Origin of the sequence: Caballeronia sp. LZ016, from assembly GCF_031450805.1 — a bacterium.
Lineage (GTDB): Bacteria > Pseudomonadota > Gammaproteobacteria > Burkholderiales > Burkholderiaceae > Caballeronia.
Genome location: NZ_JARTVY010000001.1, coordinates 2,483,972 through 2,510,301 on the forward strand (window position 1 = coordinate 2,483,972; position 26,330 = coordinate 2,510,301).

The 26,330-nt window shown below is 64.9% G+C and carries 19 protein-coding genes; 4 read left to right on the forward strand and 15 right to left on the reverse strand.

What is annotated here, in order from left to right; genetic code table 11:
- Positions 1 to 29: 29 nt before the first annotated feature.
- The 11 genes from lpxD to rpsB all read right to left on the reverse strand — a co-directional run bounded on the left by lpxD (position 30) and on the right by rpsB (position 11,825).
- Positions 30 to 1,109 (reverse strand): UDP-3-O-(3-hydroxymyristoyl)glucosamine N-acyltransferase, encoded by a 1,080-nt coding sequence (gene lpxD / locus P9220_RS11830; protein WP_309765476.1) that lies wholly within the window; start codon positions 1,107 to 1,109, stop codon positions 30 to 32.
- A 30-nt stretch (positions 1,110 to 1,139) separates the two neighbouring features.
- Positions 1,140 to 1,664: an OmpH family outer membrane protein gene (locus P9220_RS11835; RefSeq protein WP_309765020.1), complete on the reverse strand. Its 525-nt coding sequence runs from the start codon at positions 1,662 to 1,664 to the stop codon at positions 1,140 to 1,142.
- A gap of 86 nt (positions 1,665 to 1,750) precedes the next feature.
- Complete coding sequence (gene bamA, locus P9220_RS11840; RefSeq protein ID WP_309765021.1) at positions 1,751 to 4,063, reverse strand: outer membrane protein assembly factor BamA; 2,313 nt, start codon at positions 4,061 to 4,063, stop codon at positions 1,751 to 1,753.
- Between the two features lie 77 nt (positions 4,064 to 4,140).
- Positions 4,141 to 5,523, reverse strand: a complete 1,383-nt coding sequence (gene rseP, locus P9220_RS11845; RefSeq protein WP_309765022.1) for an RIP metalloprotease RseP — start codon at positions 5,521 to 5,523, stop codon at positions 4,141 to 4,143.
- A gap of 7 nt (positions 5,524 to 5,530) precedes the next feature.
- Positions 5,531 to 6,748: a 1-deoxy-D-xylulose-5-phosphate reductoisomerase gene (locus P9220_RS11850; protein WP_309765023.1), complete on the reverse strand. Its 1,218-nt coding sequence runs from the start codon at positions 6,746 to 6,748 to the stop codon at positions 5,531 to 5,533.
- An 18-nt stretch (positions 6,749 to 6,766) separates the two neighbouring features.
- A complete protein-coding gene (locus P9220_RS11855) occupies positions 6,767 to 7,576 on the reverse strand; it encodes a phosphatidate cytidylyltransferase (protein ID WP_309765024.1) in 810 nt (269 codons plus the stop codon).
- Positions 7,570 to 8,352: a polyprenyl diphosphate synthase gene (gene uppS / locus P9220_RS11860; protein WP_309765025.1), complete on the reverse strand. Its 783-nt coding sequence runs from the start codon at positions 8,350 to 8,352 to the stop codon at positions 7,570 to 7,572. The genes P9220_RS11855 and uppS overlap by 7 nt, the downstream gene beginning before the upstream one ends.
- An 82-nt stretch (positions 8,353 to 8,434) precedes the next feature.
- Positions 8,435 to 8,995 carry a ribosome recycling factor gene (frr, locus tag P9220_RS11865; protein WP_309765026.1) on the reverse strand — a complete coding sequence of 187 codons (561 nt, stop codon included), beginning with the start codon at positions 8,993 to 8,995 and terminating at the stop codon, positions 8,435 to 8,437.
- 101 nt (positions 8,996 to 9,096) lie between these two features.
- Complete coding sequence (gene pyrH, locus P9220_RS11870) at positions 9,097 to 9,810, reverse strand: UMP kinase (RefSeq protein WP_035969505.1); 714 nt, start codon at positions 9,808 to 9,810, stop codon at positions 9,097 to 9,099.
- 246 nt (positions 9,811 to 10,056) lie between these two features.
- Complete coding sequence (gene tsf / locus P9220_RS11875; protein WP_309765477.1) at positions 10,057 to 10,938, reverse strand: translation elongation factor Ts; 882 nt, start codon at positions 10,936 to 10,938, stop codon at positions 10,057 to 10,059.
- 134 nt (positions 10,939 to 11,072) lie between these two features.
- A complete protein-coding gene (rpsB, locus tag P9220_RS11880; protein ID WP_309765027.1) occupies positions 11,073 to 11,825 on the reverse strand; it encodes a 30S ribosomal protein S2 in 753 nt (250 codons plus the stop codon).
- A gap of 385 nt (positions 11,826 to 12,210) precedes the next feature.
- On the opposite strand from rpsB, the gene map reads away from it, so the two are divergent.
- The 4 genes from map to P9220_RS11900 all read left to right on the forward strand — a co-directional run bounded on the left by map (position 12,211) and on the right by P9220_RS11900 (position 18,391).
- Positions 12,211 to 13,020, forward strand: a complete 810-nt coding sequence (map, locus tag P9220_RS11885; RefSeq protein WP_309765028.1) for a type I methionyl aminopeptidase — start codon at positions 12,211 to 12,213, stop codon at positions 13,018 to 13,020.
- A gap of 53 nt (positions 13,021 to 13,073) precedes the next feature.
- Positions 13,074 to 15,659: a [protein-PII] uridylyltransferase gene (locus tag P9220_RS11890; protein ID WP_309765030.1), complete on the forward strand. Its 2,586-nt coding sequence runs from the start codon at positions 13,074 to 13,076 to the stop codon at positions 15,657 to 15,659.
- A gap of 6 nt (positions 15,660 to 15,665) precedes the next feature.
- A complete protein-coding gene (locus P9220_RS11895) occupies positions 15,666 to 17,936 on the forward strand; it encodes a pseudouridine synthase (protein WP_309765031.1) in 2,271 nt (756 codons plus the stop codon).
- A 218-nt stretch (positions 17,937 to 18,154) separates the two neighbouring features.
- Positions 18,155 to 18,391 (forward strand): hypothetical protein, encoded by a 237-nt coding sequence (locus tag P9220_RS11900; RefSeq protein WP_309765032.1) that lies wholly within the window; start codon positions 18,155 to 18,157, stop codon positions 18,389 to 18,391.
- Between the two features lie 148 nt (positions 18,392 to 18,539).
- Here P9220_RS11900 and def read toward each other — a convergent pair whose 3' ends face one another.
- From def to smc, 4 genes are all read right to left on the reverse strand, one after another.
- A complete protein-coding gene (gene def / locus P9220_RS11905; RefSeq protein ID WP_309765033.1) occupies positions 18,540 to 19,073 on the reverse strand; it encodes a peptide deformylase in 534 nt (177 codons plus the stop codon).
- Entirely contained in the window at positions 19,070 to 21,148 is a 2,079-nt protein-coding gene (gene ligA, locus P9220_RS11910) for an NAD-dependent DNA ligase LigA (protein WP_309765034.1), read from the reverse strand. Before ligA ends, def begins: the two co-directional genes overlap by 4 nt.
- A 199-nt stretch (positions 21,149 to 21,347) precedes the next feature.
- Positions 21,348 to 22,616 carry a cell division protein ZipA C-terminal FtsZ-binding domain-containing protein gene (locus tag P9220_RS11915; RefSeq protein ID WP_309765035.1) on the reverse strand — a complete coding sequence of 423 codons (1,269 nt, stop codon included), beginning with the start codon at positions 22,614 to 22,616 and terminating at the stop codon, positions 21,348 to 21,350.
- A gap of 174 nt (positions 22,617 to 22,790) precedes the next feature.
- On the reverse strand, positions 22,791 to 26,306 hold the full coding sequence (gene smc / locus P9220_RS11920) for a chromosome segregation protein SMC (protein ID WP_309765036.1): 3,516 nt from the start codon (positions 26,304 to 26,306) through the stop codon (positions 22,791 to 22,793).
- Positions 26,307 to 26,330 lie beyond the last annotated feature (24 nt).

Here is a 26,330-nt window from a genome sequence, read left to right on the forward strand (position 1 = left end):
TCCGGTTGCTTCCCGAATCTGCCGGGCGCTCAGGCTTCGCCGGTTTTCTTGTCGGCCAGCGCCGTTTCGAGCGCCTTGATGCGGTCGCGGAGCTTATCCAGATTGCGCACCAGCGCGGCGCTCTTGTTCCAGTCCGCATGGCTGACGGCCGGGAATGCGCTCGTGTACATGCCGGGCTTGGTCAGAGACTTCGATACGCCCGATTGCGCCGTGACGATCACGTAATCCGCCAGCGTCACGTGACCCGCAATGCCCACTGCCCCGCCGATCATGCAATGCTTGCCGATGTTCGTGCTGCCCGCGATGCCCGCGCAACCCGCGATGACCGTGTACGCGCCGATACGGCAGTTATGGCCGATCTGCACCAGGTTGTCGATCTTCACGCATTCTTCGATGACCGTATCCGCCATGGCGCCGCGGTCGATCGTCGTGTTCGCGCCGATTTCCACGTCGTCGCCGATCTGCACCGCACCGACTTGCGGGATCTTCACCCAGCTTCCGGTGCGCGCATCGCCTTCGCCGACGAAATCGGGCGCGAAGCCAAAACCGTCCGCGCCGATCACCGCGCCGGCGTGCACGATCACGCGCGCGCCGAGCTTGCAACCATGATAGACCGTGACGTTCGGATACAAATGGACGTCGTCGCCGAGCCTGACGCCAGCGCCGACGGATACGCCGGCGTCCAGCCTGACGCGTTCGCCGACGACCGCACCGGCTTCGACCGTCACATGCGGGCCGATTACCACGCTTGCCGCCACCTTCGCGGCGGGATCGACGAATGCGCTCGGATGGACGCCCGGTTCAACCTTCGGTGTCGACAACTCGATGAACGCCTGCGCCACGCGCGCGAAATAGGCGTAAGGATTCGGCGTGACGATGAAGTTGCTGCCTTCACGCGGCGCCGTCAGTTTGTCCAGGTCCGCCCGCGAGATGAGCACTGCGCCCGCGCGGGTCGACTCGACCTGCGGCAGGTACTTCTGATTCGCGAGAAACGCGAGTTGCGCCGGGCCGGCCTTGTCGAGCGGCGCAAGGCCCTCGACGCGATGCGCGCCCTGGCCCACGACTTCGCCGCCAAAGCGCCTGACCAGTTCGTCGAGCGTGATCGCCATGCCTGATGCCATGCGTATGAAGACTCCTCGTCAGTTCGGGCTCGTGCCGCCGCCCTGGCTCGTGGCCGCGAGCGCCTTCAGCACCTGATCCGTGATGTCGATGCGCGGACTCACGTACACCGCCTCCTGCACGATCAGGTCGTAGTGCTGCTGCTCTGCGATCTGCTTGATGACCTTGTTCGCGCGATCCAGCACCGCCGCGAGTTCCTCGTTGCGGCGCTGATTCAGGTCTTCGCGGAACTCGCGCTGCCGGCGCTGAAAGTCCGCGTCGAGCTGGGCGAGATCGCGCTGGCGCGCTGCGCGGTCGGTCGGCCCCATCGACGGGCCATTCTTGTCGATGTTGTCGGACATCGACTTGAGCCGCTGCGCCATGTCCTGCAAAGCTTTGTCCCGCTTGGAGAATTCCTGCTCCAGCTTGGACTGGGCGGCCTTCGCAGCCGACGACTCGCGCAGGATGCGGTCGGAATTCACCGCAGCGATGCGCGCTTCCTGCGCGTTCGCTTTCGCGACCGCACCGAGGCCGAGAAACATCGACAACGCAAGCGCCAGCGTCATGTGTTTCGAGAGCTTACCGGTTCGCAAAGTGTTCCTCACGTTACGTCGAAATGAATGAAGTCCGCGTTCTCAACGGGTGCCGGCGCTTAGAACGCCGTACCGATCTGGAACTGGAACTTCTGATACTGGTCGCCATCGTGTTTCTGCAGCGGGAAGCCGAGGCTCAGCTTGAGCGGGCCGATCGGCGAGATCCACGCAAGACCCAGACCGTAGCCGTAGCGCAGGCCGTTCGCGCCGGTGCTCGTGCCACCCTGGTTCGGATCGCCCCATACGTTACCGGCGTCGAGGAAGGTGAACACGCGCAGCGTGCGGTCATAGCCCGTACCCGGCAGCGGGAAGGTCAGCTCGATATTGCCCACCGCCATGCGCGAGCCGCCGATCGGGTCGTTCGTCTTGCCGTCGCGCGGCCCGAGCGAACTCGGCGAGTAGCCGCGCACGGAGCCGATACCGCCCGCGTAGTAGTTCTTGAAGATCGGGTACGTCTGACCTTGCAGGCCCTTGCCGTAGCCGCCCTGCAAGTTGAAGCCGAGCACGAAGCCGCGCGCGAACGAGTAGTAATACTGGAACTGCGCGTCGAACTTCGCGTAGGTCGTGTTGCCGAGCGGCGTGCCGTATTCGGCGTTCGACTGCAGATAGTAACCACGGCTCGGCACGAGCGCGCTGTCGCGATTGTCGCGCGACCAGCCGACCGTCAGCGGATAATTGTTCACTACGCGACCGAATTCCTTCACGTAGTTGATATACGACTGCGGCGTGGACGAATCGGTGTCCATCGTGTTCTGTTCGGCGCCGACGCCGAAGAACACCGTGTCCTGCTCGGAAAACGGGATGCCGAACTTCGTGTCCGCGCCCATCGTCACGATCTTGAAACTGGAATCCGTCGAGTAGTAAAGCGGCTGATAAGTGCGGTAGTAAGCGTCGGTGATGCGCTTGATGCCGTCGATCGTGAAATACGGATCGACCTGCGTGACCGTCAGCGTGCGGTACGTCTTCGCCGTGTTCACGTTCACCGCGAGGCTCGTACCGGAGCCGAACACGTTGTCCTGGGAGACGCCCGCCGACAGCACGACCTTGTCCGTCGACGAGAAACCCGCGCCCAGCGTGATCGCGCCGGTCGGCTTTTCGGCCACCTTGACGTCGACATCGACCTGGTCGTTCGTGCCTTCCACAGGCGTCGTGGTGACGTCCACGTCCGTGAAGTAGCCGAGACGGTTCACACGATCCTTCGACAGCGCAAGCCGGCTCGAGTCGAACCACGAGCTTTCGAGCTGGCGCATTTCGCGGCGCACCACTTCGTCACGAGTGCGCGTATTGCCGACGATATTCACACGCCGCACGTACACGCGGCGGCTCGGCTCGACGTTGAGCGTGAGCGCGACGGTGTGATGCGCCTGGTCGATTTCCGGCTGCGCGTTGACCTGCGCGAACGCGTAGCCGTATTCGCCGAGCTTGTCGACGATCGCCTTCGTGGTCGCCTGCAGCTTCTCGGCCGAGAACAACTGCCCCGACTTCACCGTGATCAGCTTGTTCAGTTCCGCTTCGCGGTCGAGCAGGTTGCCCGACAGTTTCACGCTGCTGACCTTGTACGGCTCGCCTTCGTGCACGGCGACCGTCAGGTACATGTCTTTCTTGTCCGGCGAGATCGACACCTGCGTGGAGTCGATGCTGAACTCGAGGTAACCGTGATTCAAGTAATACGAGCGGACGTTCTCGAGGTCGCCGGTCAGCTTTTCCTTCGCGTAAAGGTCGCTCTTCGTGTACCACGAGAACCAGTTCGGCGTGGACAGCTGCATTTCGCCGAGCAGCGTGCCCGTGCTGACCGCCTTGTTGCCGACGAAGTTGATCTGCCGAATCTTCGCGCTCGGGCCTTCGGCGACCGAGAAGAGAATCGACACGCGATTGCGGTCCACCGGCGTGACCGTGGTGGTCACTTCCGCCGCGTAGTAGCCGCGCGTCAGGTACTGGCGCTTCAGTTCCTGCTCGGCCTTGTCGAGCAGCGACTTGTCGTACGAGCGACCCTGCGACAAACCGACCGAGCGCAGCGCCTTCGTGATGGTGTCTTTATCGAACTCATGAAGGCCCGAGAACTCGATGTTCGAGATGGCCGGCCGTTCCTGCACCTGCACGACCACCACGTTGCCCTCGGTGGCGATCTGCACGTCGTTGAAGAACCCCGTTGCGTACAGTGCGCGAATCGCTTCGGAGGCCTTGTCGTCGGAGAACGTCTCGCCTTGCTTGATCGGCAGATAGGCGAATACGGAGCCCGGCTCGATGCGTTGGAGACCTTCGATCCGGATATCCTGCACGACGAACGGCGTGGTGGCGTGAGCCGCCATGCCCGTTGCGGCGAGCGCCGCGGCCACAGCCGACTTAGGAACAAAGCGATGAGGTTTGAACAACGTGCTTCCCCAGTATTTAAAGCTGCATTCGTTCCGGCGGTCGCTCGTATCGCGACGCCAGAGATTATCAAAATGGATCAAAAACGGATGAGGCGTGTCAGGTCGTTGAACAGCGCGATCATCGACAGAGCGACGATGCAGACGAGGCCCGCCCGTTGCAGGACCAGCTGCCAGCGATCGGACACCGCCTTGCCGGTAACGGCTTCAACCAAATAATATAACAGATGCCCACCGTCCAAAACGGGAATCGGTAACAAGTTCAACACACCGAGACTGATGCTGACGAGGGCCAGGAAAGAAATAAATGCCGTCGCGCCGAGACGCGCGCTCTTTCCGGCGTAGTCCGCAATCGTCACCGGCCCCGACAGATTCTTGAGCGACGCCTCGCCGATGATCATCCGCCCGAACATGCGCAGCGAATAGACACTGATGTCCCAGGTGCGGTTCACGCCCAGACGCAGGCTTTCGAGCGGACCGTAGCGCACGTCGACGGTCGGCAACTGATTGGCGAGCGCAGCGCCGATGCGGCCGATGTCCCGCCCCGTCGATGCATCGCGCTTCACGTCCGGCACGATCTGCACCGTATCGCGCCTGACCTGGCTGCCTTCGCCGCGCTCGATGACGAGTGCCACCGGCTTGCCGCCGTGCGCCTTCACGTAGTCGATGAAGCGCGTCGCGTTGTCGACCGGACGGCCGTCGACGGCGCGCAGCTTGTCGCCAGCGGCGAGCCCGCTTTTCTGCGCCGCACTGCCCGCCTCCACGCCCGCGACCGTCAGCGTGCCGCCGCCCGGCGTGAAGCCGAGCTTGTCCATGAAGTCCTGCTCGGCGTCCGCTTCGGTGATGCCTGTCACGGTCAGCGGGAAATCGAACGTGCCCTCGTGCGTCTTCGCGGTCAGCACGATGCGCCGATGATCGAACGAAGCGTCGAGCAGCTTCCAGCGCAGATCGGACCACGAACGAATGGGCTGCGTCTCGCCGCCTTGCGAATCGCGCATCGAGACGATCTGCTCGCCGCCCTCGAAGCCGGCGCGCGCGGCGGCCGTATCGGAGGCCGGCGCCGAAACGATGGCCTGCGGCTCCGTGACGCCGCCCGCGAAAACCGCGGCGAACAGCGCGATGGCCAGCAGGAAGTTCGCGACCGGCCCCGCCGCGACGATCGCGATGCGCTTCGACACCGGCTGGCGGTTGAACGCGCGCGGCAGGTCTTCCGACGGAATGCTGCCTTCGGTTTCCCGTTCGTCGAGCATCTTCACGTAACCGCCGAGCGGCAGCGCCGAGATGGTCCACTCGACGCCGGTCTTCTTGCTGACCCAGCGCACGAGCGGTTTGCCGAAGCCGACCGAGAAACGCAGCACCTTGACGCCGCACATTCGCGCGACGCTGTAGTGACCGAATTCGTGGACGACGACGAGCACGCCTATCGCGACGACGAAGGCGACGATTTCGGTCAGAAAGTTCATGACGGCCTCAATGGGCGATGGGTTCGGCGCCTGGCGCGCTCGCAGTGAGCGCTTCGACGAAGCCGGACGCGAGACGGCGGGCGTTCGCATCGGCGGCGAGCACGTCGTCGAGCGACGCGGCGCTGGCGTTCGGCAACGCGTTCAGCACGCGTTCGACTACACCGCCGATCGCCATGAAACCGATGCGGCGCGCGAGGAAGGCTTCCACGGCGATTTCGTTCGCCGCGTTCAGCGCCGCGCTGGCAATCCCGCCGGCCTCGAGCGCCTCGATGGCGAGCGCGAGACACGGAAAGCGCGCGAAGTCGGGCTTCTCGAACGTGAGCGACGCGATCTGCGCCAGATCGAGCGGCGCGACGCCGGAATCGACGCGCTCCGGATACGCGAGCGCATGGGCGATCGGCGTACGCATGTCGGGATTGCCGAGTTGCGCGAGCACGGAGCCGTCCGCGTAGGACACCATCGAATGGATCACGCTCTGGGGATGGATCAGCACGTCGATGCGCGAGCCCGGCAGATCGAACAGCCAATGCGCCTCGATGACCTCGAGACCCTTGTTCATCATCGTCGCCGAATCGACGGAAATCTTGCGGCCCATTGCCCAGTTAGGGTGCTTGCAGGCCTCGTCCGGCGTGACGTCGACGAGGGTTGCGGGTTCGCGGGTGCGGAACGGGCCGCCCGACGCGGTCAAAATGATCTTCGACACGCCGCCGTGCAGTTTCGCCTCGCTGTCCGTGCACACGGGCAGGCACTGAAACACGGCGTTGTGCTCGCTGTCGACCGGAAGCAGGATCGCGCCGTTGTCGCGCACTGCGTCCATGAAAATCTGGCCGGACATGACGAGCGCTTCCTTGTTCGCGAGCAGGATGCGTTTGCCGGCGCGGGCCGCGGCCAGCGTGGGCGCGAGGCCCGCGGCGCCGACGATGGCCGCGACGACCGTATCGCATTGCGCCGCGCGCGCGACTTCGACGAGCGCATCCGGGCCGTGCGTCACCTCGGTCTTGCTGCCCGCCGCGCGCAACGCCGCCGCGACGCGCGCAGCCGTTTCGGCGTCGCCGACGACGGCCACTTCCGGCTGAAAGCGCAGGCATTGGGCGACGAGTTTGTCGCCGTTACGGTGGGCGGTGAGCGCATAGACCGAGAACCGGTCCGAGTGCCGCGCGACGACGTCGAGCGTGCTGTCGCCGATCGAGCCCGTGGAACCGAGCAATGTAAGACGTTTTTGCATGGAATCTTCTCTGGCCGATCAGCCGAGCATCAGCAAGGCAATCGGCAATACGGGCAACAATGCGTCGATGCGGTCGAGAACGCCGCCGTGACCCGGCAGCAGGCCGCTCGAATCCTTGACGCCCGCCTGACGCTTCAGCAGCGATTCGAATAGATCGCCGACCACGCTGAACACGACCAGCACGGTCAGCGCGACGAGCGCGCGAACCCAGCCGAGATGGCCGACGAAAGCCGTGAACAAGGTGGGCGCGTAGGCGCCGGTGGCGGCGGCGATCGACCCGATCACCATGACGGCGACCCAGCCGCCGAGTGCGCCTTCCCAGGTTTTGCCGGGGCTGATCGACGGCGCGAGCTTGTGACGGCCCAGCGCTTTTCCGGCGAAGTATGCGCCTATGTCGGCCAGCCAGACGACTAGGAGAAGCGATAGCACGAACGCCACGCCCTGCATGCGCGCCTGAACGACCGCATGCCAGCAGGCGACGAACACGACGATTCCTGCGAACAGAAGGAACCCGCGCCACGCGCCTGCGGCCAGCACCGGCTTGCGGGAAAGCGCATACGGTCCCGCGAGCACCCAGAAGATCGCGGCCATCTGGAAGAGCGGCTTCGGTACGACGACGTAGGCGCTGAAAATCAGCGCGAGTCCCGCGACGAGCGCATACGCGACCGGGCCGGCGCCGTTGAGCTTGAGGAGCCGCCCCCATTCCCAGGCTGCGAACACGACGACGAAACCGATCAGCGCCGCGAACGCCCCGATGGGCGCGAACAGCGTGACCGGCACGAGGACCGCGAGCAGGACGATTGCCGTGATGACACGGGTCTTTAGCATGAAAGGGTGTCGGCCTTCTGCGATTGGGAAGCGAGTTGCGCGCTCGTGCGTCCGAAGCGGCGCTCACGGCCGCCATACGAAGCGATCGCGCGGTCCAGCGCGGCGGCGTCGAAGTCGGGCCAGTAGATGTCGGTGAAATAGAACTCGGTGTACGCGAGCTGCCACAGCAGAAAATTGCTGATGCGCTGCTCGCCGCCCGTGCGGATGAAGAGATCCGGCTCGGGTGCATAAGCCATCGCAAGATGCTCGGCGAACGATTCATCGTCGACGCGCGCCGGCGCGCCTTGTTCGAGCGATTGCGCGATGAGCTTCTTCGTCGCCTGCATGATGTCCCAGCGTCCGCCGTAGTTCGCGGCGATGGTCAGCGTGAGGCGCGTATTGCGTGCGGTCTTGGTTTCGGCGCGCTGGATAAGCGCGCGAATGCGGTCGTCGAACATGGAGACGTCGCCGACGACGCGCAGACGAATGCCGTTTGCGTGCAGCTTGCCGATCTCGCGCTCGAGCGCGGTGACGAACAGGCGCATCAGAAACGAAACTTCGTCGGTAGGACGGCGCCAGTTTTCCGAACTGAACGCGAACAGCGTGACGAACTCGACGCCACGCCGCGCGCAGCTTTCGACGGTGGCGCGCACCGCATCGACGCCGCGCGTATGACCGGCGACACGCGGCAAACGCCGTTCGGTCGCCCAACGGCCATTGCCGTCCATGATGATCGCGACGTGGCGCGGGACAGCCGCGACATCGGGCACGCGAACGGTAGAGCTGGTATAGGTCATGGCCGCTGAATCTTGTTATCGACGGGGGTGAAACGCCAGCCCTGGATCACGAGAGCCGGAGCTGGCAAGACCGGCTACGGCCTCACACCGTCATGATTTCGGCTTCTTTCGTCTGAACGAGCTTGTCGATTTCGGCGACGAACTTGTCGGTGAACTTCTGGACGTCATCGCTTGCGCGGCGCTCGTCGTCTTCCGAGATTTCCTTGTCCTTCACGAGCTTCTTCAGTTGCTCGTTCGCATCGCGGCGCAGATTGCGCACGGCGACTTTCGCGGACTCGCCTTCGCTCTTCACGACTTTCGTCAGCTCGCGGCGGCGCTCTTCGGTCAGAGCGGGCATCGGGACGCGGATCAGGTCGCCCTGGGTCGCCGGATTCAGGCCGAGATCCGATTCGCGGATGGCCTTCTCGATGACCGGCACCATCTTCTTTTCCCACGGCTGCACGCCGATGGTACGGGCATCGACGAGCGTCATGTTCGCGACTTGCGAGATGGGCACGTTCGAGCCGTAGTAATCGACCTGGATGTGATCCAGCAGGCCGGTGTGCGCGCGGCCCGTGCGAATCTTGGCGAGATCGGCCTTGAATGCTTCGATCGACCGCTGCATCTTCTGGTCGACGCCCTTTTTAATGTCAGCCACACTCATTTGAACCTCCAAAACCTTGGTTTACTGGCGATGCAGGCGCCTTCGCGATCTTCCGGCGCGTTTCCACGCCGGGTGCGGGCGGCGCCCGGTTACGCAAGAGTTTACACGTGGACGAGCGTGCCTTCGTCGTCGCCCTGCACGATGCGCTTCAGCGCGCCCGGCTTCGTGATGGAGAACACGCGGATCGGCAGCTTCTGGTCGCGGCACAGCGCGAATGCGGTAGCGTCCATGACCTGCAGATTGCGGCCGATCGCCTCGTCGAAGCTGATCGTGCTGTAGCGCGTGGCGCTCGGATCCTTCTTCGGGTCGGCGGAGTATACGCCATCGACCTTCGTCGCCTTCAACACCACTTCCGCGCCGATTTCCGAACCGCGCAGCGCGGCGGCGGTATCCGTCGTGAAGAACGGGTTGCCCGTACCGGCGGCGAAGATCACGACCTTGCCCTCTTCGAGCTGGCGAATGGCGCGGGGGCGGATGTACGGCTCGACCACCTGATCCATGCGCAGCGCCGACTGCACGCGCGCCTCGATGCCCGCGTGGCGCATGGCGTCTTGCAGCGCGAGTGCGTTCATCATCGTGGCGAGCATGCCCATGTAATCGGCGGTCGCACGGTCCATGCCGGCTGCACCGCCCGCGACGCCGCGAAAAATGTTGCCGCCGCCGATCACGACGGCCAGCTGTGTTCCCAACCGCACCACTTCAGCGACGTCCGCCACCATCCTTTCGATCGTTGCGCGATTGATGCCGAAGGCATCGTCGCCCATGAGGGCTTCGCCGGAGAGTTTGAGGAGTACGCGTTTGTAGGCTGTGGGCATATGAGGTTCCGATCGCGCCGAGGAGGGTTGCAACAACGTAGAACTGTAGGGGTGAAACGTTACTTACCGCAAGCGGGCCGGATCGGGCAGACGGGCGCGGCGCATGCGGGAAAACCCGAATATGCCGCGCCCGCCGCTCGCTGCGAACCGGATCGCAAAATTTCGATGCGGCGACAAGTCGCCGCCGGTACAACAGGTGATGCACGGCGCGCGCGCTTTCGACGACGCGCGCCCGGGGCTGCGTACTTAGCCCTGCTTGGCAGCTGCGACTTGCGCTGCGACTTCAGCCGCGAAGTCGTCCTGACGCTTTTCGATGCCCTCGCCCACCACGAACAGCGCGAACTTCTGCACCGAAGCGTTGGCTGCCTTCAGCATCTGCTCGATGGTCTGCTTGTCGTTCTTCACGAACGGCTGGTTCAGCAGCGACACTTCCTTCAGGTACTTCTGGATCGAACCGTCGACCATCTTCGCGACGATTTCAGCCGGCTTGCCCGACTCGGCTGCCTTCTGCTCGGCGATGCTGCGCTCCTTGGCGATCAGATCGGCCGGCACTTCGTCCGACGACAGCGACACCGGCTTCATCGCGGCGACGTGCATCGCGACGTCCTTGCCGACTTGCTCGTCCGCGCCCGTGAACTCGACGAGCACGCCGATGCGCGTGCCGTGCAGGTACGCGGCCAGCTTGTTCGCGGTTTCGAAACGCACGAAGCGGCGGATCGACAGGTTCTCACCGATCTTGCCGACGAGCGCGAGACGCACAGCGTCGACCGTCGTGCTTTCCAGCGGCAGCGCCGACAACGCGGCGACATCGGCCGGGTTGCTCTTCGCGACCAGTGCCGCGACGCCCTTGCCGAATGCCATGAAGTCGTCGTTCTTCGCGACGAAGTCGGTTTCGCAGTTCAGCTCGACGAGCGCGCCCACGCCGCCCTCGACGTGCGCGACGACGATGCCTTCGGCCGTCACGCGCGACGCGGCCTTGCTCGCCTTGTTGCCGAGCTTCACGCGCAGCAGCTCTTCAGCGCGCGCCATGTCGCCGTCGGCTTCGGTCAGGGCCTTCTTGCATTCCATCATCGGCGCGTCGGTCTTCGCGCGCAGTTCTGCCACCATGCTTGCGGTAATTGCCGCCATCATTCGCTCCTTGAGTCTGTTTGATACGTGCCGCCGGCAGAAAACGCCCACGGCTGAAGTGCTTCGGAATCGCGCCGGCTTAAAAAAAAGGGGCCTTTCGCAAAGCCCCCTTTTGTACCGGCCACAGGGCTCGATTACGCCTCTGCGTTGACCTCGACGAACTCGTCGCCTTCGCCGTTGCGCACGGCCTGAACGACGTCGTTCACCGCATTGGCGCGGCCTTCGAGGATGGCGTCAGCCACGCCTTCGGCGTACAGCGCGACGGCCTTCGACGCGTCGTCGTTACCCGGGATCACGTAGTCGATGCCTTCCGGCGAGTGGTTCGTGTCGACCACGGCGATGACCGGAATGCCGAGCTTCTTCGCTTCCGTCACGGCAATCTTGTGGTAGCCGACGTCGATGACGAACATTGCGTCAGGAATGCCGCCCATGTCCTTCACGCCGCCGATCGACTTTTGCAGCTTGACCATTTCGCGTTCGAACAGAAGCGCTTCCTTCTTGCTCATGCGCTCGGTTTCGCCCGATTGCAGCGCCGCTTCCATGTCCTTCAGGCGCTTGATCGAGACCTTCAGCGTCTTGAAGTTGGTCATCATGCCGCCGAGCCAGCGGGCGTTGACGAAAGGCATGCCAGCGCGCGCTGCTTCCTGAGCGATGGTGTCGCGCGACTGGCGCTTCGTGCCGACGAAAAGGATCGTGCCGCGGTTCGCTGCCAGCTGACGCACGTACTTCAGCGCGTCGTTGTAGAGCGGCAGGGTCTTTTCGAGGTTGATGATGTGAATCTTGTTGCGATGACCGAAGATATAGGGGGCCATCTTCGGGTTCCAGAAGCGCGTTTGGTGACCGAAGTGGACACCGGCTTCCAGCATTTGACGCATCGTGACTGCCATGAAATTCTCCGCGAGGGTTGGGTCTTAAGCCGGCTGCCGCATCCCGCGCTGCATTGAACGCGCGAGACACCCTGGGTGCGCCGGCTTGAGTTTCGAAAAAGCGTCGAGGCGATATGAACCGCCGCCAACGCTCCAAGCCTTCGGTTCGTGCGTATATCCTGCCGACAAGCAAGCAGAGCGCGGACCGAGACTTAGCCCGTGAGTATAGCATGTGAGGATTGCGAGGCTCAAGCACGCGACGACCGCCGCGGCATGCGCCACGCCCCCTGCGGACTCGCCGCGCGCGGGTCCGATCGCGCTGCGTCCCCTATCTCAAAGGTGCGATAATGCCGGTTTGGCGGTTTCCGCCCGCCTTTCACGCAATCCGCGCATCCCGAGCCAATCCATGTCCATTACGCTGAAAAACGATCACGATATCGCGCAGATGCGCGTCGCCTGCCGGCTCGCCAGCGAAGTGCTCGATTTCATCACGCCGCATATCGTTCCGGGCGTGACCACCGAAGAACTCGACCGCCTTTGCCACGACTACATGGTGAAGGAACAGGGCACGGTGCCGGCCCCGCTCAATTATCAGCCGCCGGGTTATCCGCCCTATCCGAAGGCCACCTGCATCTCGGTCAACGACGTGATCTGCCACGGCATCCCGAGCGAGAAGGTGCTCAAGAACGGCGATGCGCTCAATATCGACATCACCGTCATCAAGAACGGCTATTTCGGCGATACGAGCCGCATGTTCATCGTCGGCGAAGGGTCCATTCTCGCGAAGCGCCTCGTGCAGACGACGTTCGACTGCATGTGGCTCGGCATCGACCAGGTGCGCCCGGGCGCGCACCTCGGCGACATCGGCCATGCCATTCAGAAGCACGCCGAAGCACAGGGCTACAGCGTGGTGCGCGAATATTGCGGTCACGGCATCGGCCAGGTGTTCCACGAAGAGCCGCAAGTGCTGCATTACGGGCGTCCTGGCACGGGCATCGAGTTGCAGGCGGGCATGATCTTCACCGTCGAGCCGATGATCAACGCCGGCCGCCGCGATATCCGCACGATGCCCGACCAGTGGACCGTCAAGACGCGCGATCGCAGCCTGTCGGCGCAATGGGAACATACGGTGCTCGTCACGCCGGGCGGCTATGAAGTGCTGACGGTATCGGCCGGGACGCAGGCGCCGTCGCAACTCATCGCGGCCACGGCCTGATCCTGCCTCTTCGCTGAATCTCGCTGCTCCCTCCACGCCGACCGAATCGACTCATGAGCGCCACTGTCGCCGCCGCCACGCCCTGCGAAACGCTGCGCACCGCCTACAAGACGGCGAAGGCCGCGCTCATCGAACGCTTCAAGGTTGCCACCGGCGTCGAACCGCTGATGCACGCGCTCGCCCGCACGACCGACGACGCCCTCAAGGGCGCGTGGGCGGCTTGCGAGATGCCGGCGGACGCCGCGCTCGTCGCGGTCGGCGGTTATGGGCGCGGGGAGCTCGCGCCCTACTCCGACGTCGATATCCTCGTGCTCCTGCCCGATGCCGCCGCGCACGCCGATGACGCCGGGCTCACCGCGCGCGTCGAGCGATTCATCGGCATGGCGTGGGACCTCGGACTGGATATCGGCAGCAGCGTGCGGTCGGTCGAGCAATGCATCGCCGAAGCGAGCAACGATGTCACGGTGCTCACGTCCCTGCTCGAAGCGCGGCGCATCTGCGGCGACGCTCAGCTCTTTCAGCGCTTTTCCGAACGATACAAAGAGACGCTCGATCCCCGCGCATTCTTCCAGGCGAAGGTGCTGGAAATGCGGCAGCGTCACGCCAAGTTTCAGGACACGCCGTATAGCCTCGAGCCGAACATCAAGGAAAGCCCCGGCGGGCTGCGCGATTTGCAATTGATCCTCTGGATCACGCGCGCGGCAGGCTTCGGCTCGAGCTGGCGCGAGCTCGATGCGCGCGGCCTCGTCACCGAACGCGAAGCGCGCGAACTGCGCCGCAACGAAGCGTTCCTGAAGATGCTGCGGGCGCGCCTGCACGTGGTGGCGAAACGCCGTCAGGACATCCTCGTTTTCGACCTGCAGACGCCGCTCGCCGAGAGTTTCGGCTTCAAGGCGACGGCGGCCAAGCGCGCGAGCGAGCAGATGATGCGCCGCTACTACTGGGCGGCCAAGGCGGTCACGCAGCTCGCGACCATCCTTATTCAGAACGTGGAGGCCCAGCTTTTCCCGTCGACATCGGGCATTACGCGCGTGCTGTCCGACCGGTTCGTCGAGAAGCAAGGCATGCTCGAAATCGCCGACGACCATGTCTTCGAGCGCGAACCGCACGCCATTCTCGAAGCGTTTTTGCTGTACGAGCAGACGCGCGGCGTGAAGGGCTTGTCGGCGCGCACGCTGCGCGCCATCTACAATGCGCGCGAGCTGATGGACCGCAACTGGCGACGCGATCCCGAGAACAGGCGTCTCTTCATGGAGATCCTGAAGCAGCCCGAAGGCATCACGCACGCGCTGCGGCTCATGAACCAGACGAGCGTGCTGGGGCGCTATCTGATCAACTTCAGGCGCATCGTCGGGCAGATGCAGCACGACCTGTATCACGTCTACACGGTCGATCAGCACATTCTGATGGTGCTGCGCAATCTGCGCCGGTTCGCCATCGCCGAACACGCGCACGAGTACCCCTTCTGCAGCCAGTTGATGGGCAACTTCGAGCGCCCGTGGATTCTCTACGTCGCCGCGCTGTTTCACGATATCGCGAAGGGCCGCGGCGGCGATCATTCGACGCTCGGCATGGTCGACGCCCGCCGCTTCTGCCGCGAGCACGACATCGGCCGCGAAGATACGGAACTCGTGGTGTGGCTCGTGCAGCAGCATTTGACGATGAGTCACGTCGCGCAGAAGCAGGATACGAGCGATCCCGAGGTCATCAAGCAGTTCGCGTCGGTCGTCGGCACCGAGCGGCGGCTGACCGCGCTGTACCTGCTGACCGTTGCCGACATTCGCGGCACGAGCCCGAAGGTCTGGAACAACTGGAAAGGCAAGCTGCTCGAGGACCTGTTCCGCGCGACGCTCGCCGTGCTCGGCGGCGCCCAGCCGGACGCGCATTCGGAGCTCAAGTCGCGCCAGGAGTCGGCGCTCGCGCTCCTGCGGCTGGAAACAGTGCCGGAAGGCGCGCAGCGGCGCTTGTGGGAGCAGCTCGACGTCGGCTATTTCCTGCGGCACGATCCCGCCGATATCGCGTGGCAGACGCGCGTGCTGTATCGGCACGTCGAAAGCGAGCAGCCCATCGTGCGCGCCCGCCCCTCGCCGATCGGCGCGGCGCTGCAGGTGCTCGTGTATGTGAAGGACCGGCCGGACCTGTTCGCCGGCATCTGCGCGTACTTCGACAGGAACGGCCTGTCCGTGCTCGATGCGCGCATCACCACGACGCGACATGGCTACGCGCTCGATAACTTTCTCGTGGCGCATCCGGAGCACGATGGCAGTTACCGCGACATCGCCAATCTCGTCGAACAGCAACTCAGCGCACGGCTGACGGACGAAAGCATTCTGCCGGAACCCTCGAAGGGCCGCGTCTCGCGGCTCGTGCGCACTTTCCCGGTCACGCCGCGTGTGGATTTGCGTCCCGACGAGCGTGGCCAGTACTACATCCTGTCCGTGTCGGCAAACGACCGGCAGGGCCTTCTTTATTCCATCGCGCGCGTGCTCGCGCAACACCGGATCGGCGTCCAGGCGGCGCGCATCAACACGCTCGGCGAACGTGTCGAAGACGTGTTCTTGCTCGATGGCAAGAGCCTGTCGTCCAACCGTACCCAGATCCAGGTCGAAACCGAACTGCTGCGCGCGATCGCAGCCTGAGACTTTATGCGCGTCAAACTGACAGCCAAACATCCGCGTCCGACATCGGCGACGCGATCGCCGGTCCGCTCCGGCAGTTCCATCGGACGCAAGCCCGTGCGCGAGATAGCGCCGGATGAGGCGCTTGTGAAGCGCGGGAAGCCTGCGCAGGCGCGGGCGGGTTCTGGGGATCGGGGTCCGCGCGGTGACGAGCGACGCGGATCTGGTTCACGCGGTGATGACTTGAGACCCGGCTTTGGCGATCGGTCTTTCAAACCGCGTGGCGATGACTCACGTCCGGGCTTCGGCGATCGTGGTCCGCGTGGCGACGAGCGTCGGTCTTTCAAACCGCGTGGCGATGACTCACGTCCGAGCTTCGGCGATCGTGGTCCGCGCAGCGACGAGCGTCGCCCGTTCAAACCGCGTGGCGATGACTCGCGTCCGAGCTTCGGCGATCGGGGTCCGCGTGGCGACGAGCGTCGCCCATTCAAGCCGCGTGGTGATGACTCACGTCCGAGCTTCGGCGATCGGGGTCCGCGTGGCGAAGAACGTCGCCCGTTCAAACCACGTGGCGATGATTCACGCCCGAGCTTCGGCGATCGTGGCCCGCGCAGCGACGAGCGTCGCCCGTTCAAACCGCGTGGCGATGACTCGCGCCCGAGCTTCGGCGATCGTGGCCCGCGTGGCGACGAACGTCGGTCTTTCAAACCGCGCGGCGATGATTCGCGTCCGGGCTTCGGCGATCGTGGCCCGCGTGGCGAAGAACGTCGCCCGTTCAAGCCGCGTGGCGATGACTCGCGTCCGAGCTTCGGCGATCGTGGCCCGCGCAGCGACGAACGTCGCCCTTTCAAGCCGCGTGGCGATGACTCGCGCCCGAGCTTCGGCGATCGTGGTCCGCGCAGCGACGAGCGTCGCGCGTTCAAACCGCGTGGCGATGACTCCCGCCCGAGCTTCGGCGATCGTGGCCCGCGCAGCGACGACCGCCGCCCGTTCAAACCACGCGGCGATGACTCGCCCCCGAGCTTCGGCGATCGTGGTCCGCGTGGCGAAGAACGTCGCCCATTCAAACCGCGTGGCGATGACTCCCGCCCGAGCTTCGGCGATCGTGGCCCGCGCAGCGACGAACGTCGCCCTTTCAAGCCGCGTGGCGATGACTCGCGCCCGAGCTTCGGCGATCGTGGCCCGCGCAGCGACGAACGTCGCCCGTTCAAACCGCGTGGCGATGACTCACGCGCGAGCTTCGGCGATCGTGGCCCGCGCAGCGACGAACGTCGCCCGTTCAATCCGCGTGGTGATGACTCCCGCCCGAGCTTCGGCGATCGCGGCCCGCGCGATGACGACCGCCGCCCATTCAAAGCGCGCGGCGATGACTCACGCCCGAACTTCGGGCAACGCAACGACGACCGCCGCTCATTCAAAGCGCACAGCGACGACTCCCGCCCGAGCTTTAGCGAGCGCAAACCGCGCGCCGACGACCACCGCACGCGCGACGCCGATTCCCCCACACTGCAAACCGGCAACGCCCCCCGCCCCCATCACGACGGCCTCGTCCGCCTGTCGAAAGTCATGTCCGAACTCGGCCTGTGTTCGCGTCGCGAAGCCGACGAATGGATCGAGAAAGGCTGGGTGCTGGTCGATGGCGAAGTGATGGACACGCTCGGCACGCGCATTCGCCCCGGTCAGAACATCGAAGTCCTGCCGGCCGCGCATTCCGCGCAGTCGCAACTCGTGACCATCCTGCTGCACAAGCCCGTCGGCTACGTGTCGGGACAAGCGGAAGACGGCTATGAACCGGCGGTCACACTCGTCAACCCGTCGAATCACTGGGACGAGGACCGGTCGGGCATCCGCTTCACGCCAGGCCATCTGCGCACGCTCGCGCCGGCCGGACGGCTCGACATCGATTCGACCGGGCTGCTCGTGCTCACGCAGGACGGCCGCATCGCGAAGCAACTCATCGGCGGACATTCCGAAGTCGACAAGGAGTACCTCGTACGCGTGCAATACGGCGAGCACACTACCGACATCGACCGTCAGTTCCCCGACGAAAAACTCGCGCTGCTGCGACACGGCCTCGAACTCGACGGCGTGCCCCTCAAAACCGCGCAAGTCAGCTGGCAGAACGGCGAGCAACTCCGCTTCGTGCTGCGTGAAGGCAAGAAGCGGCAGATTCGCCGCATGTGCGAGCTGGTCGGGCTCGAAGTGGTCGGACTGAAGCGCATCCGCATGGGACGCGTGACACTGGGCGCGCTGCCGCCCGGACAATGGCGCTACCTCGGCCCGAACGAGAGTTTCTGACGCCTGGCCCATGTCGCAACGTCGCGAATCCGCGACGCTCGACGACAAAAACGGCGCGATCGGTCATCCGGTCGCGCCGTTATTTTTTGTTCGCATTTTGGCTAAAGAAAATGGCTCGTCGATCCGTTAGGCAGACAACGCGCGAGGACGCATCGTCCGGTGGACGCGCAAGGCTTCAGCAAAGCATCCGGCAATGAACGGCAAGGAGGATATTCGCCATGGCAGTTGAGATCATCGTTCGCGAAACGAAAACCGGTCTGGAAATCGTCAGTGGCCGGCGACGGCTCCACGCGCTGCTCGCGCTACAGGATGAAGTCGTCGTAACGAGTCCTGGCATCGGCGAAATGGTGATCGCCCGGTTGCCCGATGGCCGTCTGCAAGGGTCCGCCAAACCGGAGCATGTCGCGCTGTTTCGCCGGCAGGACACGAGCGGCAATCGGAGAACGTTCGCGTAATAGAAAACCCGCTCGTAAGGAGCGGGTTGCATCGCTTCGACCGCCATGCCGGTTGTACGCCGGTTGTACGCCGGTTGTACGCCGGTTGTACGCCGGTTGTACGCCGGTTGTACGCCGGTTGTACGCCAGTTCTACGCCGGCTCGTTAGTCAGTCGTCGCGCGACGGATCGAGTCCCGGAAACAGCACGTCCGTGAAGCCGAACTTCGAGAAGTCCGTGATGCGCATCGGATACAGCTTGCCGATCAGATGATCGCACTCGTGCTGCACCACGCGCGCATGAAAGCCATCGGCGAGCCGCTCGATTGCGTTGCCGTACTGATCGAAGCCCTGATAGCGGATCATCGAATACCGCTGCACCGCGCCGCGCAGCCCCGGCACGGACAGGCACCCTTCCCAGCCCTCCTCCATGTCGTGCCCGTTCGGCATGATGATCGGATTGATGAGCACGGTCTCCGGCACCGGCTGCGCTTCGGGATAGCGCTCGTTGTACCCGAAGCCGAAGATGACCACCTGCAGGTCGACGCCGATCTGCGGCGCCGCAAGACCCGCGCCGTTGGCGTCGCGCATCGTGTCGAACATGTCCTGCACGAGCGTGTGCAGTTCCGGCGTGTCGAAATGTTCGACAGGCTGAGCGATGCGCAAAAGCCGCGGATCGCCCATTTTCAGGATTTCTCGGATCATGGAGTGACTCCTTCCAATAGCTTCTTCATGCCGTCTTCGTCGAGAACGGGAACCCCGAGTTCCTCCGCTTTCGCGAGCTTGCTGCCCGCTTCCGCGCCCGCCACGACGTAGTCGGTCTTTTTCGATACGGAACCGGCCACCTTCGCGCCGGCCGCTTCCAGCATTTCCTTCGCTTCCTCGCGCGACAGCGTGGGCAGCGTACCCGTCAGCACGACCGTCCTGCCCGCCAGCACGCCCTGCGGCGCACGCGGCGCGGGCGGCCCTTCCGGCCACGACACCTTCACGCGCAACTGCTCGATCACGTGCTGGTTATGCGCCTCGCTGAAGAAATTGTGAATGGCCTCGGCGACGACCGGGCCCACGTCGTTGACTCCCAGCAATTGCTCGACGGACGCCGCGATGATCGGGTCCAGCGAGCCGAAGTGCTTCGCCAGATCTTTCGCCGTCGATTCGCCCACATGCCGGATGCCGAGCGCATAGATGAAACGCGCGAGCGTCGTGTGCCGCGCCTTGTCGATCGAATCGAGCAGGTTCTGCGCGGATTTGTCGGCGAAGCGGTCGAGCGCCGCCAGCGTCGAGAAACCGAGATTGAAGAGATCGGCGGGCGTGCGTACCAGATTCTGTTCGACCAGCTGGTCGATGATCTTCTCCCCCAGCCCGTCGATGTCGAGCGCGCGGCGCTGCGCGAAGTGCCAGAGCGCCTGCTTGCGCTGCGCCGGACAGAACAGGCCGCCCGTGCAGCGCGCGATCGCTTCGTCCGGCAGGCGTTCGATCTTCGAGCCGCACACCGGACATTCCGTCGGCATCACGAATTCCCGCGCGTCGTCGGGACGCCGGTCGAGAATCGCGCCTACCACTTCGGGGATGACGTCGCCCGCGCGCCGCACGATGACCGTATCGCCGATGCGGATGTCCTTGCGGCGCACTTCGTCCTCGTTGTGCAGCGTGGCGTTCGTGACCGTCGCGCCGCCGACGAAAATCGGCGCGAGGCGCGCGACCGGCGTGATTGCGCCCGTGCGGCCGACCTGCACGTCGATGGCGAGCAGTTCCGTCAGGGCTTCCTGCGCCGGAAACTTGTGTGCGAGCGCAAAGCGCGGTGCGCGCGAAACGAAACCGAGCTTGTCCTGCTCGTCGCGACGATTGACCTTGTACACCACGCCGTCGATGTCGTACGGGAGCTTGTCGCGCTTCTCGCCTGTCTGACGAAAGAATCCGAGCAAGCCCTCCGCGCCCTCGACGACCGCGCGCTCGGCATTCACCGGCAGCCCCATTTCCTTGTACCAGTCGAGCAGCGCCGCGTGCGTGTCGGGCATGTCCGCGCCGTCCAGCACGCCGATTCCGTACGCGAAAAACGACAGCGGCCGCTGCGCCGTCATCTTCGGGTCGAGCTGACGCAGGCTGCCCGCCGCCGCGTTGCGCGGATTCGCGAACTCGCGCTGACCGGCGTCGCGCTGGCGTGCGTTGAGGCGGTCGAAGTCACGCTTGAACATCAGCACTTCGCCGCGCACGTCGAGCCGCTTCGGCACGTTCCTGCCCTTCAGCGTCAGCGGAATCGAGCGGATGGTGCGCACGTTCGCCGTGACGTCCTCGCCCGTTGCGCCGTCGCCGCGCGTCGATGCCTGCACGAAGCGGCCGTCGTCGTAACGCAGCGAGATGGCGAGACCGTCGAACTTGAGTTCGCACGCGTACTGCACCGGCGCCGCGCCCAATGCATCCGATACGCGCTTGTCGAATGCCGCGATGTCCTCGTCCGCGAAGCCGTTGTTGAGCGACAGCATCGGCACGTCATGGACGACGGGCGCAAAGCCTTCGGCGACCTGTCCGCCCACGCGCTGCGTCGGCGAATCCGGCGTCACGAGATCCGGATGCTCGGTCTCGATGCCCTGCAGTTCCTTGAACAGCGTGTCGTATTCGGCGTCCGGCAGTTCCGGCTGGTCGAGCACGTAGTACGCGTAGTTCGCGCGTTCCAGTTCCGTGCGCAGCCACGCGGCGCGCTCTTCGGGCCGGTCGGCGCTGGGCACGGCGGCTCCGGAGTTCGCGGTGGCGGCGGATTCGGCTTGGGTCTTGGCGGACATGCGGCTTCTTGTAGAGAAAGGTAAGTCAGTCGATCGCCCGGTCGATTGTCTCAGAAGATCGGAAAATCGTGGCATCGGCCGGACGGCATAGGACGATTGAACGTGCGCTTGCACGCATCAACGGAAAGCGCCCCGTGGAAGGGGCGCGATCGATTCGGAAGCGCGCGCCGCCGATGCAGCGCGTCGAGGACAGAAACGCCTACTGGCTGAAAAGCCGGCGCGTGGCCGCCGAACCCGCCGGAATGCCTGCCTGTTCGAGCTTGGCGTACAGCGTCATCAGCTGCTTTTCGATGGCGAGCAACGCCGATTCCGGCAACGGCCGGCGCTGATCGTCGACGACGCGCGCCCCGATGCGCTCGGATAGCGACTTCGCGTAATCGCACATCAGGCGGAACGGCAGGATGTCCTCGTCGGCGACGGGCACGTCGAGCACGAGCGTGATCATCTGCCCGCCCTTGTACGTAAGGTCGTCGCGCAGGAAATTGGTGTCGCCGAACTGGAGCATGAACACGGGGTTCTGCTTTGCGTCGAGCTTGACGAAGCGCGTGCCGTCGCGCGACAGCAGCAAGCCGTCCTGCGACGCGACCGCCTGCACGTAGTTGGCCGACCACGGCGCGCCGTCCGAGAGAATATTGATGGACAGTTGCGCGTCGCACTGGGCGGCGAAGGCGTCGAGTTCGCGCGCCATGCCGACGGTTTCCATCATGTCGGGGAATTCGGGTGCGCCATCGACGGCGTCGGCAAGGCGCTGCACGCCGGTCACGAACTCCGAGAACTCCAGTTCGTTGAGCGGGCCGCTGCGATTCGCGAGTTGCGCCGCCGCGCGCAGTTCGTCGTAGCGCACGCCGTGGCGCAACAGCTCCCACGTGCTCTCGCCTTCCGGCTTGCCTTCGATCGTCACCGGCTTCGTTCCCGCGCGGCGCAGCCGCTGCGCGAGCGGAATGACGCGATCCCCCGCGACGGGCGCGGCGAGCCGAACCGGCACCACGCAGTCGATGCGCCGGTCGACGACCGCAGGCGGCGCCGAAGAAATGGTCGTCGCGGCGGGCATGACCGGTTCGTTGCGCTCGTCTTCGTCGATGATGGCCGATTCGTCCGCGACGCCGTTGGCGGAGGTCGCCTCGGCCTGCAGATCGACGGGCGTATCCGCGGGTGCGACGGGCGGCGTCACGGCAGCGTGCGTTTCTTCCGATGCCGCCACGCCGCCGAAACTCGGCTCGACGCGCACGTCGCGCGGCGCTTCGTCAGGCGCATCGCCCGCGACCGGTTCGCGACGCGCCGGGCGCACCGGCTCGATGAACGGATGCTCGTCGTCGGTGTCCTGGCGCGCGAGCGCATCGGCGGTTTCGTCAGGCATCGGACGCGGCATCTTGCGCCGCACCTTCGCGCTCTGCCACGCGTTGTACACCACCACACCGCCGACCACCACGGCTCCTGCTCCGATCAACCCGAGTGTCAACTCGTCCATGCACGCTCCACAATCTTTTGAGTTAGGAAGCGCCGCGCGATCTGTCGCACGCATCTGCCGCGTTCCGGCTTTCGCCGCCGCCTGCCCGATGCACGCCACTCCGCGCCTGCGCGCCTGGCCGGGTCATCGCCCGGCCGCCGTTCAACCATTCAAAATTCGCATGACGCTGAGGCGTCAGCCATTCTGCGCAAAGCCCGCAGCGGCTTCCATGTCCACCGCGACGATGCGCGATACGCCCTGCTCCTGCATCGTCACGCCGATCAATTGCTGCGCCATCTCCATCGCGATCTTGTTGTGCGAGATGAACAGGAATTGCGTCTTGGCCGACATCGCCCGCACGAGGTTCGCGAAGCGTTCGGTATTGGCGTCGTCGAGCGGCGCGTCCACTTCGTCGAGCAGACAGAACGGCGCGGGATTCAGCTGGAACATCGCGAAGACGAGGGCCGTCGCGGTGAGCGCCTTTTCGCCGCCCGAAAGCAGGTGAATCGTCGAATTTTTCTTGCCGGGCGGCTGCGCCATCACCTGCACGCCGGCATCGAGGATTTCGTCGCCGGTCATGATGAGCTTCGCCTGACCGCCGCCGAAAAGACGCGGGAACAGTTCGCCGAAGTGACGGTTCACTTCGTCGAACGTGCCTTGCAGCAACGCGCGCGTTTCCTGGTCGATCTTCTGGATCGCGTCTTCCAGTGTGCCGATGGCGTCGTTCAGGTCGGCCGATTGCGCGTCGAGGAAGTGCTTGCGCTCGGTGGCCGCCGCGAGTTCTTCCAGCGCGGCCATGTTGACCGGACCGAGCGCGATGATCGCGTTGTTCAGGCGCGTGACTTCGCCCTGCAGATACGACGGCTTCATGTCCGGCGTGAGCTTCGCCTGCAACTCCGCTTCGTCGACGCCCGCCGCCTGCAGTTGCTCGACGAACTGTTCGCCGCTGATGCGCGCCGCCTGTTCCTTCAACTGCAGTTCGTTGATCCTGTCGCGCAGCGGCTGCAGCGAGCGTTCCGCGAAAAGACGCTGTTCGTCCGCCTGACGCAGCCGCGCCGTGAGATCGTCCAGTTCGATGCGCGCCGCATGAAGCGCTTCCTCGCGCGCCGCGCGCACTTCGAGCGCATCCTGTAGACCGGTTTCGGCCGTCTGCTCGTTGATGGTCTCGAGTTCCGCACGCGCATCTTCCAGCGCGCCGGCGACGCGTTCACTCTGATCCTGCGCCGTCTCGATGTTGCGCTCGTACTCGGCGATCTTCGCGGCGAGACCGCGCACCGCGAAGCTCGCGTCGCTCGCGGCGCGTTCCAGCTCGCGCAGTTCGTGGCGCGCGCCGGTGAGCGCTTCGTCGAGCGATTCGAATGCGAGCTGGTTGTCTTCGAAGCGCGCCTGCAATTGCGCGATTTCCGCGTCGTGCTGCTCGAACGCGGCTTCGGATTCGGCCCGCAGCGCGCGCTGTTCGTCGATCTGCGCGGCGATTTCTTCCAGTTCCTCGCCGATCTGCGTGCTCCGCTGCGTATAGCGTTCGTGCGCCTGCGCGAGCTTCAGCACGTCGAGTTGCAGCGCATGCACGCGCTGCGTGGCGCGCTCGGCGGCGGAGCGGGCATCGGCAAGTGCTTGCGATGCCTGCGTATGCGCGGCGTCGGCGCGAACCGCATTACTCTTCGCTTCGTCGGCGAGCAGCGTCTGCGCGCGCGCCTGCCGCGTGAGATTTTCGATTTCCTGCGCGCGCGCGAGCATGCCGGACTGCTCGGAATCGGATGCGTAAAGCTGCACGCCGACCCGCGTTACCGTATGCCCCGCCTTCACGACGAACGCGCCGCCGTCCGGCAGCTGATTGCGCATGGCGAGCGCCTGCGCGATGTCATCCGCGATGAACGTCGCGCCGAGCCACTCGTTGAGCACCGCGCGCAAGCCCGGATCGTCGATCCGCACGAGCGACAACAACGGCCGCAAGCCCTGCGGCGCGTCGAGCGGCTTGCCCGCGACCGGCGGCGAATAGAACGCGAGCTTGGCGGGAGGCGCATCGGTGGCGAACGCCTTCACCCAGTCGAGATTCGACACTTCCAGCGCCGCGAGCCGCTCGCGCAGCACCGCTTCGAGCGCCGCTTCCCAGCCCGCTTCGACATGCAGCTTCTTCCACAGACGCGGCAGCGCGCCGAGTTCGTGCTTGTCGAGCCACGGCTGGATCTTGCCCTCGGTCTGAACGCTTTCCTGAAGCTGTTTCAACGCGCCGAGGCGCGCTTCGAGCTGGTGAATCTGCGCGCTTTCCGCCTGCACGCGCTCTTGCGCCGCACGGCGTTCGCCGTCGAGGCGCGGCAGGGTTTGCTGGGCATCGGCGAGACGCGCCTGCGCTTCGGCCAGCACTTCTTCGTTCTCGGCAAGCTGCATGCGCAGTTCTTCGAGCTGCGCTTCGTCGGGCGCGTCGAGACCGCTCGCTTCGTTCTTCAGACGTTCCTGGCGCTGTTGCAATTGCTGAAGCTGCTGATCCGCGTTGCGCTGATGCGCCGCCTCGAGTTTCAGCGCCTGTTCCGCCCGCGCGATGCCCGCGCGTTCCTCGTTCAGTTGCGCCTGCGCATCGCGCCAGCGGGCTTCGAGCTCCGGCAATGCGTCGTGCTTGGCGGCGGCGTTTTCCTGCGCGATGGCGGCCTTCTCTTCGCCTTCGGCCAGCGCCTCCGATGCAGTCTCGATTTCGTCCCGCGCCTTTTGCGCCTGCATCTGCCATTGCTCGCGCTGCGCGGCGAGCGCGGCGATCTGCGCCTGCACGCGATTGCGCGACTCGACGATGAATTTGATCTCCGCTTCGAGCCGGCTCACTTCGGCGTTGGCCTCGTAGAGCGCGCCCTGTGCGCCCTGCATCGCGTCGCTCGCGCTGTAATGGGCGACACGAAGCGTTTCCAGCTGCGCTTCGACTTCACGCAGACGCGCGGTCTGCGCTTCGAGCTCGACCTGCGCTTCGCGAATGGCGCGCTGCTGCCGCTCCGCCTCGTTGCCGGCTTCGTTCTTGCGCAGCAGCCAGAGCAGCCGCTGCTTCTCTTCGCCTTCGGCCTGCAGTTCCTTGTACTTGGTCGCGACGATCGCCTGCCCTTCGAGCTTCTCCAGATTCGTCGTCAGTTCGCGGACGATATCCTCCACGCGCGTGAGATTCTCTCGCGTGTCGTGCAGGCGGTTCTCCGTTTCGCGGCGCCGTTCCTTGTACTTCGACACCCCCGCGGCTTCCTCGAGAAACACGCGCAGTTCTTCCGGCTTCGCTTCGATGATCCGCGCGATCATCCCCTGCCCGATGATCGCGTAGGCGCGCGGACCGAGGCCCGTGCCGAGGAAGATGTCCTGGATGTCGCGGCGTCGCGCGGGCAGGTTGTTGATGTAGTAACTGGACGTGCCGTCGCGCGTGAGCACACGCTTCACGGCGATCTCGCCGTACGCGCTCCACTGGCCGGCGGCGCGGCCATCGGCGTTATCGAAGATGAGTTCGACGCTCGCGCGGCTGCCGGGCTTGCGCGCGGTCGATCCGTTGAAGATGACGTCCTGCATCGACTCGCCGCGCAATTCGGATGCGCGCGATTCGCCGAGCACCCAGCGCACGGCGTCGATGATATTGGACTTGCCGCAGCCATTCGGCCCGACGACGCCGACCAGCTGGCCGGGGACCTGGAAATGCGTGGGATCGACGAAGGACTTGAAACCAGCGAGTTTGATCGAAGTCAGACGCACGGCGATATCGCTGTTTGAAGTGGA